We start from the raw sequence: 15,350 nt of genomic DNA on the forward strand, positions 1-15,350 counted from the left end.
ATACGCGCCGACGAGCCGTACCGAATCGAAGCGCGCTGAGCGTGCCGCAGAAGCTCTGATCGAGGCGGCCCGTCGCGCGCACGCTCAGGCCGGAACACGCTCAGGCCGGAAACTGAACATGAGGCTCGATACTGGCGGCACTTGCAACGGCGCCCCCGTAAATCCAGGACGATATGTGCGTGCCCGGCTCCGGGTCGTGACATTTCCAGCCGCCTGCCGCCGCCACACCGAGGGCCCAGGTAGAAAAACCAGGTGTGGCGGAACGCTCGGATCAGGAGACCCCGATGCCACGACCATCATCATGGGTGAGGACGACGGCCTCCGCCCTCGGTGAGGAGCTGGCACGCATCGGTCTGACCGTCCCCACCGACCGACTCGAGGACCTGCTCACCGACCGAGTCGCCGCCGCCGTAGCCGAGCAGATGCACATCACCGAACGCACCGCCCGCCGGTACTTCGATCCTCACGCACTGCGCACCCTCGCCCGCGAACTGGCCCTGTGCATCAAGGAAGAGGCACCCGGCGCCGACCTGCTGACCCTGCCCCGCACCATCGCCATGCCCCTGCCCACCTCGGTGCGACGATCGCCGCCCTCGCCGGCACCAACAACGGTCCCGACAAGCCGGCACCAGCGATGGCACTGTTCTCCACCCTCGATGTCCTGACCCGAGACCACGACGGCGACCTCCCCACCGTCCGGCTGCCGAAACCGCTCCTCATGCGAACGGTCCGGCTCGTCGAGAACACCGCCGACCTCGTACACCGGGGCTGCACACTGCCACCAGACGTCGCCGAGGACGTCCGACCCGTTACCGTCTTCGTGGTCCCGTTCCGCGGGACTGCGGTCGCCATGTTCCGTATGACTTCTTGCCCCTGTCTCTCGAATGATCCGGGGGTGGTGTCGCCGAACCTGGTGGCGTCGATGGACCGCTGATAGGGATCCGATCAGCGTAGGAGTCAAGCGGCGGTGGGTTCGACTGGGTGGGCCGAGCCGGGGAACGCCTTCGATTCCTCGTAAGTTTGGCCGGTTCGAAGACAGTGGTAGAGCTGGCCCAGAAGTCGGTTGAAGAGATTGCGCAGTGCGGCGGCGTGCCGATCGCCCTGCGTTCGGCGTCGGTCGTAATGGTCGTTGATCGGGCCTGGTCGCGGGATCGCAGCGAAAGCCCATACGAAGCCCACGGCAGCGAGCCTGTTGTTCTTCACGTGCCGGTGAATCACGCAGATGCTGCGCCCAGACGCCCTGGTCACCGGTGCAGAGCCGGCGAAGGCCTTGAGCCCACGGGCATCGGCGAACCGGCCGCGGTCGTCACCGATCTCGGCCAGTACCCGGGCGCCGGTCGCCTCCCCCAGTCCCGGGAAGCTGGTGCTGACCCGGTGGTCCGGCTCTTGCCGAAACGCCTCGGACGCCGCCCCATTGAGGTCGTCGGCGTTCGCGCATTCAGTATTCAAGGTGCCGAGCAGGGCCCGAGCCTGCCGGCCGAGTGCCTGCTCGACCAGTGCCGGTTGCCGCAACTGCGGGCGGCGGAGCGCGCCGAAGGATGCGGGTGGCGGTGTCGTCGAGCCGACGGCGTCGGCCCGCCCGACGCAGCGCGGTGACGATGCGGGCCTTGGTCAACCGTGCGCCCTGCGCCGGGGTCGGTGTGATGGCGAGTATCGCGCGGGCGTCGGGCGTTGCGAGGTTGGTGTGCCCGCTGCCGGCGAATGCCGCCAGGAAGCCCGGGTAGTACTCGCGCAGGAGTGCCCGCAGCTCCTGCGTGGCCTTGGTTCGCCGCCAGATCGCATCCTGGGCGGCGCGCGCGAGGACCGCGATCGACCGCGCGAGGTCGCTGTCAGCAGGCAATTTTGCAAGTTGGTTCAAGCCCAAATAACTCGGCAAAGTCATGGGACTGTTCACCTCCGCCACCTCACTCGGCACCGTCATCGCCAACACCGTCGTCCCATGGATGATCAACCACTACAGCTGGCACGCCTCCTACCATCTTTTCGGTGCCATCTCGGTCGTGACCGCAGTCGCCTGCTATGTAATCATCCGACCGGGACCGGTCGTCAACCAACGCGCCACGAACCGTGACGGCAAACGCCCCTCCGCCTGGAAGACACTGACCACCAACCGTGACCTGATGCTGCTCTCACTCGCGGGGTTCGGCGGCTTCTGGGGCACATACGGATTCGTCACCTGGTCTGACGCCCTCCTCATCAAAGGACATGGAGTCTCCAGCACCACCGCCGGATTCATCGTGGCCATCTTCGCGGGCGTGGCGGTGTTCAGCAAGCCCCTCATCGGAATGCTCGGCGACAAAGTCGGCAGCGCCCGAAAGCCCGCAATCGTCATCCTCGCGCTGTTCGCCGTGATCCTGATCTTCTTCGGCACCCTGGACAACGTCCCGGCGCTCCTGATTGCGGCACCCGTCCTCGGCCTGGTCGGATACGGATACCTGCCGCTGATCGTCGCGATGATTCCGCGTCTGGTTTCGAGCGGGGTCACGGTACCGCCGCCGGCGCCTCCAACGCCTTCTGGCAGATCGCCAGCACTCTCGTCCCTCTCGCGATCGGCGCGGTCTTCTCCGCCACCGGCTCGTTCCTGGCGGCGTTCTCCGCCCTCGCCGTCGGACCGATGATCGGCGCAGTCGTCCTGTACTTCGTCGACGAGGACGGCGGAAGGATCACGGTCGCCGACCCGGCACCGGAACCTCCCGACACCACCACACACTGATACCCACTTCCCAACGACACGAAGGACTCCCGAGGGAGGCCGTCGTATTGTTGGTTGCAGCGCACTCGGGCGTGATCGTCGTTAGCCAGCGCGGCGGCAAGTTCGCGGGACTCGTCGCTGGTGACGGTGTGTCCGAGTTTCGCGAAATCCAAGGTGCGGACCCGGTAGTCATATCCCTCGTCGGCGTGTTGCGGAACATGACTCCGCCCAAGTCCCGGACGACCGCTGTCTTCGGTGTTCCGTCCGGACGCAGCACGCCCGCGCGCTTCATGATGTCCTGGGCCGTGACGTTCTCGAGCTTCTTGCTGGCTTCGGCCCCCAACTCGTTCGTCTCCCCGGACCGGTATCGGGACGCAGCGGAGCGGGACCGCCCGATCCTGGCAGCAACGACATCGACACCGCCCATGCGTTCGATCGCCGCACCTCGCTGCGCATGCCGGACGACGTCAGCGTGTGGAATGCGACCCTGCTGCGGCAAGCCTCGACGATGCGCCAACGCACCCGCGGTCCACGGCCGAACGCCGCGATCACCTACCTGGCGAGGATGCACCCACTCTGCTGCCGAGGCGTGCAGGTGACACCCTCGTCGTGTACACCTTCCGCGACGCGGTGCGCGCACGTGACCTCGCCGATTGCGCTCGCGTACTATGTCTAGGCCGGTGTCCGGGTCCTATCGTCGCCGAACCTGCACACAGACGTGATCGCCACCAGTAAGCGGTCGGTCATCGGCTCCGCGAATGCTTCCCACGGCTCGACCATCGCCGATGAGGCCGTGGTCATCACCGATGATCCTGACACCGCCGCCGACAACGTGGGTCTACCCGCCGGCAGACGTGGACTCAGACGCCATCGCGATCCCCCATACCCACAGAACCTTCGGCCACCTCCGGCTAGCCCGAACAGACATACAGCCGATTTCGTTGCGGACGCCGAGCACCAGCTCGCCGACCTCGCGCACCCCAATCCCCGAGTCACCACCGATCACGAAATCGTCTCCGCCAGCTGCGCGCCGCACTGCTCCAACTTTGGAACCTTCGAAATACTGCAACCATTACCCGTGTTGAGCAGTGGGAACGACATGTCCCCCAGCAGCGGCTCACCGACATCGCGCCCGGACCTGACCACCCCGCCGCTGCATCCTCGCATTCCGGAAGGGGCTTCCTCGCCGTGGCCGGGCCGTCAGATGGCAGCGGTGAATCGGCAGAGCTCTCTCTTGGGGGCAGCTTGGTGCACCCAGAAAATGCACGGGCCGTGGGCCCTACGACAGATGGCCGTTCACCCGGCGTGGGATACCCCACGGGTTCGCGTCGACGAGTGCGGGAGGCAGATGCGCTTCGTGCACCGATTGGTATGCGACCGGCCGCAGGAACCTCCGAATTGCGGTAGCTCCGACTGACGTGTGAACAGAGTTGGTGGCGGGGTACGGACCACCGTGGTGCTGGGCCCAACTGACGGCGACACCGGTGGGCCATCCGTTCCAGATGACGCGCCCCGCGTAGCGCGCAAGCGCGTCGAGCAGTGCTGCGGCATCGTGGTCATCGTCGGTGCCGTGGACGGTCGCCGTCAGCGTGCCCGGCAGGACAGCCATCGTCGCGTGAAGTTCCGCGACCGATGTGTAAGTCACGATCAATCCGAATGGACCGAAGCACTCTTTGATCAGGGCCTGTGAGTTTCGATGCAACGCCCGAGCGTCGGTCACGCCGATCACCGGGCGGACCGACAGATCGTCCAGATCGCTCTGCTCGGGCGATGACACCGGCCGGACGTCCGGGTGCTCGAGGATCTCCCGGGACACATCGAGGAACGATTGGCGAATTCCTCTGTGCAGCAGACGGAAAGAATCGTCCGCGACCGCAGTTCGGACGAGCCACTCGATCGAACTCTGGTCGGGGACGAACAGAATCCCCGGTTTGGTACAGAACTGACCGGCGCCGAGGAGTAATGATTCGAGGAATTGGCCCGCAATCTTTCCCGACCGTTCCGCAGCCGCAGCAGGTGTCACGAACACCGGGTTGATACTGCCGAGCTCGCCGTAAAACGGGATAGGGTACGGCCGACCGGCTGCCAGGTCTGCAAGAGCCCGGCCACCCGATGTCGAACCGGTGAATCCGACGGCCGTGATGCGCGGATCCTGAACGAGCAGACGTCCGACGTCCGCGCCCTGCACTACCCCGAACGTGCCGTCCGGGGCGCCGCCCGCACGAAGTCCCTCGTCGATCGCCCGCGCGTAGGCGGCGGTCAATCGCGGCTGAGCGGGATGCGCTTTCGCGACGACGGGACAGCCGGCGGCCAATGCGGACGCGGTATCTCCGCCCCCGAGCCCGAACGCGAACGGAAAGTTACTCGCACCGAACACCGCGGCGGGTCCGGTGGGTACAAGCATCCGCCGCAGATCGGGGCGCGGAGCGGGATGCGCGTCCGGATCGGCTGTGTCGATGATGGCCTCCAGCCAGGAGCCCTCTTCGACGACATCGGCGAACATTCGAAGCTGCATCGTGGTTCGCGAGACTTCGCCGCGAAGGCGAGCCTCGGGGAGCGAACTGTCGGCGGCCGCCAGCGGCACCAATTCCGCGCCGTTTGCGTCGAGTGTGTCGGCCATCGACCGCAGAATCTGTGCCCGTCGGCTCGGGTCCGTTCGGGCGAGTGACGTCGCGGCGGTCTCCGCGGCCGAGAGAATCCGCTCGTAATCCTCTGTGGTGGTGTCTGGAAGGGTCTCTATCGCAGTGGTTTCCATTGCTATTCCTGTCGAGTTCGGAGCGTCCCGTGCTGAGGATGTGGGCTTCAGTGTGCGGGAGAACGGGTGTGACGCCATACCTCCACATGGAGATGGTGTGAGTGCAGTCACGACGCCAGGATTGACATCACACGAGGTACCGAATGACTTTGGAGGACGACGATGACCGCAACGACGGGCCCACTTGCGGGGGTTCGGGTACTGGACATGACACGTCTGGCACCCGGACCGTACGCGAGCATGCTGCTCGCGGATCTCGGTGCAGACGTGATCGCGATCGGTGGTGGTCGTTCCGGGCTTCCGGTGCCGGCACTGTCCCGAGGCAAGGAATTCATATCGCTGGATCTCAAGACCGAGGACGGCCGCCAGGCCCTGCGAACGCTCGTCTCGGAAGCTGACGTTTTCATGGAGGGATTCCGGCCCGGTGTTGCGGACAGGCTGGGCGCCGGCTACGCGGAACTGTCGGCCCTCAATCCGGGACTCGTCTACTGCAGCGTAACGGGCTACGGCCAGGGCGGACCGATGGCGCAACGCGCCGGTCACGACATCAACTACCTCGCGATCGGAGGCGCCCTCGGGGTCTTCGGCCCATCGGATCAGCCGCCGGTCCCGCCTTTGAACCTGGTCGCCGACTTCGCGGGGGGTGGGTTGCTGTCGGCTTTCGGCATTCTGGGCGCGTTGTACGACAGGACTCGAACAGGTAAGGGCCGGTATATCGATTCCGCCATGGTCGACGGCGTCCTGTCGATGATGGGAATGAACTTCGTCGATTGGCAGACGCCGACGCTGCCCGGCCGTGGACGTGGCGTACTGGTCGGGTCGATGCCGTTCTATCGGTGCTATCGCTGTTCCGACGGTCGATACGTCGCGGTCGGCGCCCTGGAGGTGGCATTTTTCGAGCGGTTGTGGACCACCCTCAACCTCGGAGCCGTACCGAATCATTTCGACGAGTCCACCTGGGACCTCATCGAGAAGTCGCTGACCGCCGAGTTCGAGAAGAAGACGATGGTGGAGTGGACCGCGGTGTTCGCCGACGTGGATGCGTGCGTAACACCGGTGCTCGAACCGCACGAGCTGTCCACGTTCGACCAGATCGTGGCCAGGGATCCGGGATTCGCACTGGATTCGGTCCCGGTGGTCCCAGTGTTCTCCGGCGGACCGAAACGGCGCATCACCGACACCCGCATCAAGACCGAAGAAGTCCTGCGCCGCGCCGGACTTCCCGAAGATGTCGCCGGCCGTGCCGCCGCGGACGGCGTCCCACCCTCCGTGACGGGTCTGAGCTGGCCACCACTGTGACCGCCGACCCCCGAATCATCACATTCCCCGCAGAAACCAGGAGCAATTCATGAGTATCGAACACCGCGAGTTCCGCGCGAGCGTCCGCAAACTCGCGCAGACCAAGATCGCACCGCATGCCGCCGACGTGGATGACAAGGAGCGATTCCCGTCGGAATCGTGGGCGGCCCTGTGCAGCAACGACCTTCCCGGACTTGCACATCCCGAGAGCCTCGGTGGGAGTGGAGCCGATCTCCTCTCCCAGGTCATCGCAGTGGAGGAAGTCGCAGCATCCTGCGCAAGCTCGGCGCTGGTGATGCTGGTCAACTGGGCGGGCACGTCCACAGTGCTGAGTCAGGGCTCCAACGAGTTGAAGCAACTGGTGGTACCGGGTGTCGCGTCGGGCTCCGCCGGCGCTGCGTGGTGCATGACCGAGCCGCGCGTGGGTTCGGACCTGTCGGCCATCGCGACGACCGCAGTACAGGATGGTTCCGACTGGATTCTGAATGGGCAGAAGCGATTTATCAGTAATGCGCCGTGGGCCGACTGGTACGCGGTCCTGGCGAAGACCGGCGACAAGTCGCTCGGTGTCTTCATCGTGCACAAGGACGATGACGGCGTCAGCTTCGGTGCGCCCGAGAAGAAGATGGGAATGCGCGGCAGTCCGACGGCCGATGTCGTCCTCGACGGATGTCGGCTCCCCGCCGTTCGTGTCGTCAATGATCCCTATAGGGGGTTCCGGTACATCTCCGCGGAACTGAACGTCAGCCGCGCACTCATCGCGGCGCAGGCCCTCGGAATTGCGCAAGGCGCTTTCGATGCCGCCGTCTCGTACACGACGAACCGCGACCAGTTCGGCCAGCCCATTTCGCGCTTCCAGCTTCTGCGGGGCATGGTCGCCGATATGGCCGTCAAGATCGAGTCGGCTCGTTCGCTGCTTTACGACGCGGTCCATCTCATTCAGGACGGGGATCCGGCGGCGCGTGCGAAGGTGGCCATGGCGAAGCTGCTGTGCAGCGACAATGCCATGTCGGTGGCCACCGATGCGCTACAACTGCACGGCGGCTACGGCTATGTTCGTGACTATCCGGTGGAGCGGATGATGCGCGACGCCAAGATCACTCAGATCTATGAGGGCACCAATCAGATTCAGCGACTTCTCATCGCCAAATCGGTTTACGGAAAGTAGGGCGTCGTGCAACACATTCAACAGCAAGCGCTGAGCGGCATCCGAGTACTCGATCTCGGCGAGATCATGCAGGCCCCCATTGCGGCACAGGTTCTCGGCGACCTTGGCGCCGAAGTGATCAAGGTCGAGCGAGGTGTCAATGGAGACATGCTGAGGGGCCTGGATCGCGATTCACTCGAGGCAGGTCGCCCAGGCGCCTACTTCGCCGCGGTCAACCGCAACAAGCGCAGCATCGCACTCAATCTGAAATCTGCTGAGGGGAAAGATATTCTGCATCAGCTGCTCGCGGAGACGGATGTTCTCATCCACAGCTACCGGACCGCGGCGGTCGAACGGCTCGGGTTGACATACGACGACCTGCAGGAGCGTTACCCCAGGCTTGTCTACGGTACCGCGACCGGATTCGGGGAAACCGGACCGTATGCCCACAAGGCCGGCCAGGACATGCTCGCGCAGGCGCTCAGCGGGATGGCGAGGTCGTGCGGCGACCCGTCGATCTCGGCGTACGTGCATCCGGTACCGACGGTCGATTATGCATCGGGTATGGCTCTGGCGCAAGGGATTTTGGCCGCACTGTTCGAACGCGAGCGTTCCGGCCGTGGCCAGAAGGTCAGCGTCAACCTCTTCGATACGGCACTGTCGCTGCAGACCCTCGAAAGTGCCTCGCTGCTCATGGACCGGCGTGAGACCAACTGGGTGACGGATTGGTACAGCGGCATCTTCGAGACGACGGATGGTCTGCTGCTGGTGCTCGGCCTGTTCCGCGACAACCCCCTGCAGCTGGCGTGCAAAGCACTCGGCATCGACGATCTGTCCGTCCAGCCGTCCTTCGCGTCGCCACAGCTCCAGGCTGAGAACAAGGAGGCCGCCAACGCGGTCCTGCGTCCACTGATCGCGCGGCTGAGCACCACCGGGGCGGCGGAACAGTTCGACGGGGTCGACCTGCTGTGCGCACCGCTGCTCACCCTGCAGGAGGCGCTCGATCATCCCCAGACGCGCCACAACGGCACGCTCGTCGACGTCGAGGTCGAGGGTGTGCGGACGACCCGCCTGATCGGCAGTCCCGTCACTTTGTCCCGTACGCCCGCACAGGTACGCCGAGGGGTGCCCTCGGTGGGTGAACATTCCGACGAAATCCTTCACGAGCTCGGGGTATCCGAGTCACGTGTCCAGACATTGCGCAGCAAGGAAGTGATCCGATGAGTAATGCGACGCAGACGGACCCGGCGAGCCGGACCACCGGCACGGCCACAGCGATGGTGCTCGAAGGGTTCGGGCGGGCCATGGCGCCGAGGACGTTCCCACGCGTGGATCCCGACGCCGGCGCGGTCGTCGTCGACGTGACGCACGCGGGAATCTGTGGAACGGACATCCACCTGCAACAGGGTCGCCTGGCCATTCCGGTGCCGGTCATCCTGGGGCACGAGGCGGTCGGTCGAGTGCACGCCCTCGGCGAGGGTGTCACGACGGACGCGCGTGGCGAGGAGCTTCGCGTCGGAGATGCGGTGTCGTGGGCATCCAACATCCCGTGCGGGCACTGCTACTACTGCGAGGATCAGCAGGAACCGTCACTGTGTGAGACCCGCAAGGTGTACGGCATCAATCAGTCTTCGGCTGACTGGCCCCACCTGTCGGGTGGGTGGTCCGAGCAGATCTACCTCCAGCCCGGCTCGACGATCGTCCGCATCCCGTCCTCGGTGACACCGCAGCAGGTGATCGCTCTCGGCTGTGCCGGACCGACTGCCGTCCACGCGGTGAACAGGATCGCCAAGCCTGACGCAGGCAATGTCGTCGTGGTACAGGGCAGCGGACCGGTCGGACTGGCGTGCGCCATGTACGCCACGCTCGCCGGGGCGGCGAAGGTGATCATCGTCGGCGGACCGGCCAACCGTCTGGAGGTCGCGCGGACGGCCGGCATCGGCGACATCCACATCGACATCTTCGCTGAGACGGATCGAGCGGCCCGCCTGGATCGAATTCTCGCGGAAACGACGGGCGGGCGCGGTGCCGACGTCGTCATCGAGGCCGCCGGTGTACCGACGGCGGTGTCCGAGGGAATCGACATCGCCCGGCGCGGCGGCAAGTACCTCGTCGTCGGCCAGTACACGGACCACGGCACCACGCCGATCAACCCCCACTACATCACGAAGAAGCAGCTGCAGGTGCTGGGAAGCTGGGCGTTCTCCCCGCACAACCACCTCGAATACGTCGAATCGCTACCCCGACTCGCAGCACGGTTCGACCTCGCCTCGATGGTCACCGAGTACCCGCTCGGGAAGGCGGAAGAGGCTATGGGTGACATGCGGGACGGGCGCTCGCTCAAGTCGGTTCTGGTGACCGGAGGTCAGTCGTGACCGGCTCCCGGTACACCGCCGCCATCGAATCGATGCTCGAGCGTATCGACTCGACCGCCAAGCAGAGCAGCGGCAAGTTCCCGCACTACGGTGACCCTGAATCCGGCGAATGGACCACCACTGCCGATGGAAACTGGACGGGCGGATTCTGGGGCGGACTGGCCGCACTCGGCTTCGTGGCGTCCGGTGAGGACCGCCTGTCGCGACTCGCCGACGAGATCACCGAGCAGGTCCTGCCCCGGGAGAGCTCCGATACCGCCTTCCGCGGCTTCCTCTTCTGGTATGGCGCGGCGGTCAACCACCTCGTCACCGGAAGCGCGAGCGCATCCGAGATCGCGCTGGCGGGTGCCCGCGGGCTGCTCGCCAGCTTCAACGATCGAGCGGGCGTGATCCCGCTCGGCGCGGAAGCGGAGGAAGCGGAAGCGGTCGGCGAGGGCGCCGCGAACATCGACGCCGTCCCGGGCACCGTCGCCCTGCTGTCGTGGGCGTCGGCGCAGACCAGCGACCCGCGGTTCCTCGACGCCGCGATCCGCCACGCGGAGCGGCACATCGAGCTCTGCATCCGGGCGGATGGTTCGGTCTGTCAGTCGGCACTGTTCGACACGACCAACGGTGCACTCTTGCGCCGCTACACCCACAAGGGCATGAACGACGACACCACCTGGGGTCGGGCGCAGGCGTGGGCGATGGTGGCGTACGCCCAGGCCGCGCAGTGGGCGTCGCCGTCCTTCCTGCCGACCGCCGTCCGGCTGGCCGACTGGTGGCTGGACCGCACGCCGACTGCCGGAATCGTGTCATGGGACTTCGACGCCGGCACCGGACCGCACGTCCCGATCGACACGTCCGCCACTGCCATCGCCGCTGCCGCGCTGCTCAAGCTCGCCCGACTGGTTCCCGACCGGACCGACTTCCGGGACAGGGCCGTCGCCCACGTGAATGCGCTCCTCGACCACCTCACCCCGACCGGACCGCACGACAGCAGACTGGCAGGGATCCTCATGGACGGTTGCTTCGACAAACGCCGGGACTTCGCTACCCGGAACGAGTTGATCTGGGGCGACTACTTCCTGCTCGAGTGCCTGATCAGCCTGGACGGCCGGTCCGATACTCTGACACTGTGACCCAGCCGACATGAACGGGTTGTCCAACGCCGGGGGGAAGAAAGATCGAGGAAAGCCGGTGTCGGAAAGTACGCATACCGCAGCTCACGAGTTCAAACACTCGGACGTCAGGACGTCCATCCTCGACGACCTCGCGCTCTCGCGTGCCGAACTGCTCGTCCTGACCGACGAAGCATCGGCCATGACCACGGCAGGTCAGCGCATCCGGGAGATCGACGCCTTCGACATGTCGCTCGTCGGGCGCATCGAGGTCGACGGCGCGATGGTTCACCGCAGTTGGCAGGGGACGCAGAGCAACGCTCTGCACCGACTGGTGGTGCCGGAGGGGGTCGGACTCGGCGGAAAGAGCATCATGCTGCAGAAACCTGTTTGGGTCCGGGACTACCTGTCCGACGCCGGAATCACTCACGACTTCGACGCGCTCGTGGCGCAGGAGTCACTGCGAGGAATGCTCGCAGTGCCCATGGTGTACGAAGGTCGTGTCCTCGGTGCCGTGTACGTCGGCACCCGCGAATATTCGTCATTCGGTGATCGAGTCATCGCGGAGATCCAATCGACCGCCGCGACTGCCGCCGTCACTCTCGTCAGCGCGCAGAGGGCCGCAGCCCAGACGGAGCTCGCGATCGAGGCCGAACGGAATCGGCTTGCCGAATCCCTGCACGATTCCGTGAGCCCGGTCCTCTTCCGGATCGGTGCCGAACTGCAGAGTCTGCGTGCACTGGGCGACGCTCAGGCGATCCACGATCGGCTGCAGGAGATCACTGATCAGGTACACGCCGTCAATGCGTCGATTCGCAGGTCGCTGACCGACCTCAGCGCGCGACCCCCCGAGCGGGAACTCCCAGTCGGCATCGAGGAGGACTGCCAGTCGTTCGCGCTTCGGACCGGTATCCCGGCCCGTTTCGTACCGCTGACCGAATCTCCGGATCTCGACGCGAGCCGCGTCGAGGCCCTCCAGCGACTGGTCCGGGAGGCGCTCGTCAACGTCGAAAAGCACGCCGACGCATCCACCGTGGTGGTCAGCCTGTCGGTTCGGTCGGGCAGAGTGACGGTCGTCATCAGCGACGACGGCCGGGGCGTGGACGGGGCCGACGACCCGGCGAGAGGAAGCCAATTGGGGCTCGGGCTGGCCGCAGGACGGCTCGAGCGGCTCGGTGGCGGCATGTCCGTAGTCAGCGACGACGAAAACGGCACCACCGTGCGCGGCTGGGTAGACGCAATCGACGGGTCGGGTGCATGACCGAGCCGTCGAAGACGATCCGCATCCTCGTCGTCGACGATCATCCGATCGTGCGCGGGGGGTCGAACTTCTCGCGCGAGAGGACGAGAACCTCGAAGTCGTAGGAGGTGCACTGACCGGCGCCGCGGCGGTCGAGCTGGCCCGCACCCTCCCCGTCGACGTCATCCTCCTCGATCTGCGACTTCCCGATATCCCTGCACCCGAACTCATTCCGCGACTACGGCGGGTCGCGCCGCACGCGCGGATACTGCTGTTCACCGCATTCGCCGATCACGGCGCCATCGATCTGTTGATGGAGGCGGGTGCGGACGGATGCCTCGTCAAGGACATCAGCGGGCAGGACTTCGCCACGGCCATTCACCGCGTGTCCGGCGGAATCCGGGTTGTCGACCCAAGACTGGCCGGATCGCGAAGAGTCGTGACATCCGAAGCTCTGTACCGGGCCGGCCTGACTCGCCGCGAGTACGAGGTGCTGCGTTTCGCGGCAATGGGTAACAGCAACCCCGAAATCGCTCAGGAACTGTCCCTTGCGCGGAACACCGTAAAAACCTATTTGCAGAGCGCCATGCAGAAACTGAACGCGCGCAATCGCGTCGAAGCCATTGCGCGTGCCCACGAACTTCGCTTGCTCTGAACGTAATTCGTTCACCAGGCAACATATCCCCACCTCTCCACCTGGAGATGTTGTGTGTCCTGGATCACCCATACATTCGAGCCACAGGAATCATTCCGCAATCGTGGCAACGGAGGCCATACATGTTCACAATGTCCCAAACCTCGAAAGTCGGATTTGCCAGCGGTGTCGGTACGACAGTCGAATGGTACGACTTCTTCATCTACGGCACCGCGGCCGGACTCGTGTTCAACAAGATCTTCTTCCCCGAGTTCGACTCCCTGATCGGCACTTTGCTCGCCTTCGCCACGTTCTCCGCCGCCTTCGTTGCGCGTCCGATCGGCGGAGTGGTGTTCGGCCACTTCGGTGACCGGATCGGACGGAAGTCGATGCTCGTCATCACCCTGACCATCATGGGCTTCACCACCCTCGGAGTCGGGCTGCTCCCGAGCTACCAGTCCATCGGCGTCGCCGCGCCGATCATTCTCGTGACCCTGCGCTTCGTGCAGGGCCTCGCGCTCGGTGGCGAGATCGGCGGGGCGATTCTCATGGCCGTCGAACACGCGCCCGCCGGCAAACGCGGCTACTACGGCAGCTGGGTGCAGATGGGGGTGCCGGCGGGATTGATGTTGGGCAACACAGTCTTCCTGTTTATGGCCGGACTTTCCCCCGAAGCGTTCGAATCCTGGGGTTGGCGAATTCCCTTCCTGATCGGGGGTGCGTTCGTCGCGATCGGCCTCTTCGTCCGACTGCACGTCGGCGAAAGCCCGAACTTCGATCGCGTCAAGAAGAACGCAAAGTTGGAGAAGCTGCCCATCGGGGTGGTCCTTCGCCACTACCCCAAGCAGGTCCTCCTGACCTGTGGTGCTTACTTCGCCATCGGGGTCACCTTCTACGGCACCACGGTATTCGGTCTCAGCTACGGCGTCGCGCAGGTCGGCTACACGCGGAACCAGATGCTGACACTCGTCCTCGTCGCCATGGCGGTCACGTTCGTCGCGCTGCCGTTCTTCGGCAAACTGTCTGACTCCTACGGCAGGAAGCCGGTGTTCCTGGCAGGAGTCGTCGCAATGCTGCTGTTCACCTTTCCGTGGTTCTGGCTGGTGAACAGCGGATCCTTCCTGCTGGCGATGGTCGGGTTCGTGTCGTTCTGTCTCGCCTTCTCGACCTCCTACGGCCCGCTCGCAGCCTTCTTCGCCGAAGCCTTCGACACCCGCATCCGCTACACCGGAATCTCCTTCGGATACACGATCGGCACCCTTGCCTCGAGCGCTCCCGCGCCAATCGTCGCCACGTACCTGCTGGATCGCACCGGATCCTACGGCGCCGTCGCGCTGTTCATGGTCGCAATGTGCGCCATCTCCGTCGTCTGCGTGATCGCCATGCGGGAGACCTACCAGCAAGATCTGTCCGACAACGACGAAGCCGCGGGACAGGAGCGGTTGTCACCGACTTCCACGTAGGCGGCTTCGCCGCCCGTGCGCCCCTTTTACTGACTTCTCCGTGGGTCGGGTCGAGTAACTGTGGTCACCCCCGAGGCTGAGTGTCGCGAGCGCGATAACCGGTCTCGGGGGCGTGGGGCCCGCAGTGTCAGCAGACCCATCAACCCGTACTGGTCTTCGACCTCGGCGGCGGCACCTTCGATGTGGGCCTGCTCGACGTCGGCGAGGGAGTGGTCGAGGTCCGTTCCACGGCCGGCGACTCCCACCTCGGCGGCGACGACTTCGACCGACGCCTGGTGGACTACCTCGCCGACGAATTCCAGCGTGCGGAGAATATCGATCTGCGCAAGGATGCGCGGGCGTTGCAGCGCCTCTTCGAGGCCGCGGAGAAAGCCAAGGTCGAGTTGTCCTCGGTGACACAGGCCCAGGTCAACTTGCCCTTCGTCACCGCTGACGCGAACGGTCCAAGCACCTCACCACCACGATCATGCGACGAAGTTCGAGGATCTGACGGCGGATCTGGTGGAACGCTGCCTCGACCCCGTGAAGCAGGCGATGAGTGACGCCAAGGTCACCGCCAACGACATCGACGAGGTGATCCTGGTCGGTGGTTCGACGCCCCCGTGTTTAGACGCCGCACTCGTAGGGAATCAACACGCACGTGTC

14 protein-coding genes and 3 pseudogenes are annotated in these 15,350 nt (G+C 65.1%); 13 read left to right on the plus strand and 4 right to left on the minus strand.

Going from position 1 to position 15,350, the window contains the following annotated elements; genetic code table 11:
* Positions 1-305: 305 nt before the first annotated feature.
* Together BLV94_RS06665 and BLV94_RS50585 are read left to right on the plus strand one after the other, a co-directional pair.
* Entirely contained in the window at positions 306-665 is a 360-nt protein-coding gene (locus tag BLV94_RS06665; RefSeq protein ID WP_237727046.1) for a hypothetical protein, read from the plus strand.
* Positions 635-934: a hypothetical protein gene (locus BLV94_RS50585; RefSeq protein ID WP_016885011.1), complete on the plus strand. Its 300-nt coding sequence runs from the start codon at positions 635-637 to the stop codon at positions 932-934. The genes BLV94_RS06665 and BLV94_RS50585 overlap by 31 nt, the downstream gene beginning before the upstream one ends.
* 23 nt (positions 935-957) lie before the next feature.
* Here the strand turns inward: BLV94_RS50585 and BLV94_RS50590 are convergent, their stop codons facing one another.
* On the minus strand, positions 958-1,449 hold the full coding sequence (locus BLV94_RS50590) for an IS110 family transposase (protein WP_011599085.1): 492 nt from the start codon (positions 1,447-1,449) through the stop codon (positions 958-960).
* Positions 1,439-1,840: an IS110 family transposase gene (locus BLV94_RS50595; RefSeq protein ID WP_237724236.1), complete on the minus strand. Its 402-nt coding sequence runs from the start codon at positions 1,838-1,840 to the stop codon at positions 1,439-1,441. Before BLV94_RS50595 ends, BLV94_RS50590 begins: the two co-directional genes overlap by 11 nt.
* Positions 1,841-1,880: 40 nt before the next feature.
* Between BLV94_RS50595 and BLV94_RS06675 the strand changes: the two genes are divergently transcribed.
* Positions 1,881-2,618, plus strand: a complete 738-nt coding sequence (locus BLV94_RS06675) for an MFS transporter (RefSeq protein ID WP_011599087.1) — start codon at positions 1,881-1,883, stop codon at positions 2,616-2,618.
* Positions 2,619-2,775: 157 nt separating this feature from the next.
* On the opposite strand, the pseudogene BLV94_RS50600 reads toward BLV94_RS06675, so the two are convergent.
* Positions 2,776-3,191, minus strand: a pseudogene (locus BLV94_RS50600) (hypothetical protein); the annotation flags it as partial.
* 9 nt (positions 3,192-3,200) lie between these two features.
* Between BLV94_RS50600 and BLV94_RS50605 the strand changes: the two are divergent.
* Positions 3,201-3,748 (plus strand): annotated as a pseudogene (locus tag BLV94_RS50605) (hypothetical protein); the annotation flags it as partial.
* A 223-nt stretch (positions 3,749-3,971) separates the two neighbouring features.
* On the opposite strand, the gene BLV94_RS06690 reads toward BLV94_RS50605, so the two are convergent.
* Positions 3,972-5,447 (minus strand): aldehyde dehydrogenase (NADP(+)), encoded by a 1,476-nt coding sequence (locus tag BLV94_RS06690; protein ID WP_011599089.1) that lies wholly within the window; start codon positions 5,445-5,447, stop codon positions 3,972-3,974.
* 162 nt (positions 5,448-5,609) lie between these two features.
* On the opposite strand from BLV94_RS06690, the gene BLV94_RS06695 reads away from it, so the two are divergent.
* From BLV94_RS06695 to BLV94_RS06735, 9 genes and pseudogenes are all read left to right on the plus strand, one after another.
* A complete protein-coding gene (locus BLV94_RS06695; protein WP_011599090.1) occupies positions 5,610-6,746 on the plus strand; it encodes a CaiB/BaiF CoA transferase family protein in 1,137 nt (378 codons plus the stop codon).
* Between the two features lie 49 nt (positions 6,747-6,795).
* On the plus strand, positions 6,796-7,914 hold the full coding sequence (locus tag BLV94_RS06700) for an acyl-CoA dehydrogenase family protein (RefSeq protein ID WP_011599091.1): 1,119 nt from the start codon (positions 6,796-6,798) through the stop codon (positions 7,912-7,914).
* Positions 7,915-7,920: 6 nt separating this feature from the next.
* Complete coding sequence (locus tag BLV94_RS06705; RefSeq protein ID WP_011599092.1) at positions 7,921-9,117, plus strand: CaiB/BaiF CoA transferase family protein; 1,197 nt, start codon at positions 7,921-7,923, stop codon at positions 9,115-9,117.
* The gene (locus BLV94_RS06710; protein WP_011599093.1) at positions 9,114-10,268 is read left to right on the plus strand and encodes a zinc-binding dehydrogenase; all 1,155 of its coding nucleotides are present in this window, start codon (positions 9,114-9,116) and stop codon (positions 10,266-10,268) included. The genes BLV94_RS06705 and BLV94_RS06710 overlap by 4 nt, the downstream gene beginning before the upstream one ends.
* Positions 10,265-11,389, plus strand: a complete 1,125-nt coding sequence (locus tag BLV94_RS06715; RefSeq protein WP_011599094.1) for a glycoside hydrolase family 88 protein — start codon at positions 10,265-10,267, stop codon at positions 11,387-11,389. The genes BLV94_RS06710 and BLV94_RS06715 overlap by 4 nt, the downstream gene beginning before the upstream one ends.
* Positions 11,390-11,447: 58 nt before the next feature.
* Complete coding sequence (locus BLV94_RS06720; protein WP_016885008.1) at positions 11,448-12,629, plus strand: GAF domain-containing sensor histidine kinase; 1,182 nt, start codon at positions 11,448-11,450, stop codon at positions 12,627-12,629.
* Positions 12,622-13,263, plus strand: coding sequence for a LuxR C-terminal-related transcriptional regulator (locus BLV94_RS06725; protein ID WP_244163530.1), 642 nt, complete (start codon positions 12,622-12,624; stop codon positions 13,261-13,263). Before BLV94_RS06720 ends, BLV94_RS06725 begins: the two co-directional genes overlap by 8 nt.
* 122 nt (positions 13,264-13,385) lie before the next feature.
* The gene (locus BLV94_RS06730) at positions 13,386-14,705 is read left to right on the plus strand and encodes an MFS transporter (RefSeq protein WP_016885007.1); all 1,320 of its coding nucleotides are present in this window, start codon (positions 13,386-13,388) and stop codon (positions 14,703-14,705) included.
* Between the two features lie 128 nt (positions 14,706-14,833).
* Positions 14,834-15,302 (plus strand): annotated as a pseudogene (locus tag BLV94_RS06735) (Hsp70 family protein); the annotation flags it as partial.
* Positions 15,303-15,350: the final 48 nt, after the last annotated feature.

Origin of the sequence: Rhodococcus koreensis (assembly GCF_900105905.1) — a bacterium.
Classification (GTDB): Bacteria; Actinomycetota; Actinomycetes; order Mycobacteriales; family Mycobacteriaceae; genus Rhodococcus_F; species Rhodococcus_F koreensis.

What these genes read in the sequence shown, in the direction of transcription:
- BLV94_RS50585 (WP_016885011.1), top strand. Translation starts at nt 635, where the DNA reads ATGGCACTGTTCTCCACCCTCGATGTCCTGACCCGAGACCACGACGGC.
- BLV94_RS06690 (WP_011599089.1), bottom strand. Translation starts at nt 5,447, where the DNA reads ATGGAAACCACTGCGATAGAGACCCTTCCAGACACCACCACAGAGGAT.
- BLV94_RS06700 (WP_011599091.1), top strand. Translation starts at nt 6,796, where the DNA reads ATGAGTATCGAACACCGCGAGTTCCGCGCGAGCGTCCGCAAACTCGCG.
- BLV94_RS06675 (WP_011599087.1), top strand. Translation starts at nt 1,881, where the DNA reads ATGGGACTGTTCACCTCCGCCACCTCACTCGGCACCGTCATCGCCAAC.
- BLV94_RS06695 (WP_011599090.1), top strand. Translation starts at nt 5,610, where the DNA reads ATGACCGCAACGACGGGCCCACTTGCGGGGGTTCGGGTACTGGACATG.
- BLV94_RS06730 (WP_016885007.1), top strand. Translation starts at nt 13,386, where the DNA reads ATGTTCACAATGTCCCAAACCTCGAAAGTCGGATTTGCCAGCGGTGTC.
- BLV94_RS06710 (WP_011599093.1), top strand. Translation starts at nt 9,114, where the DNA reads ATGAGTAATGCGACGCAGACGGACCCGGCGAGCCGGACCACCGGCACG.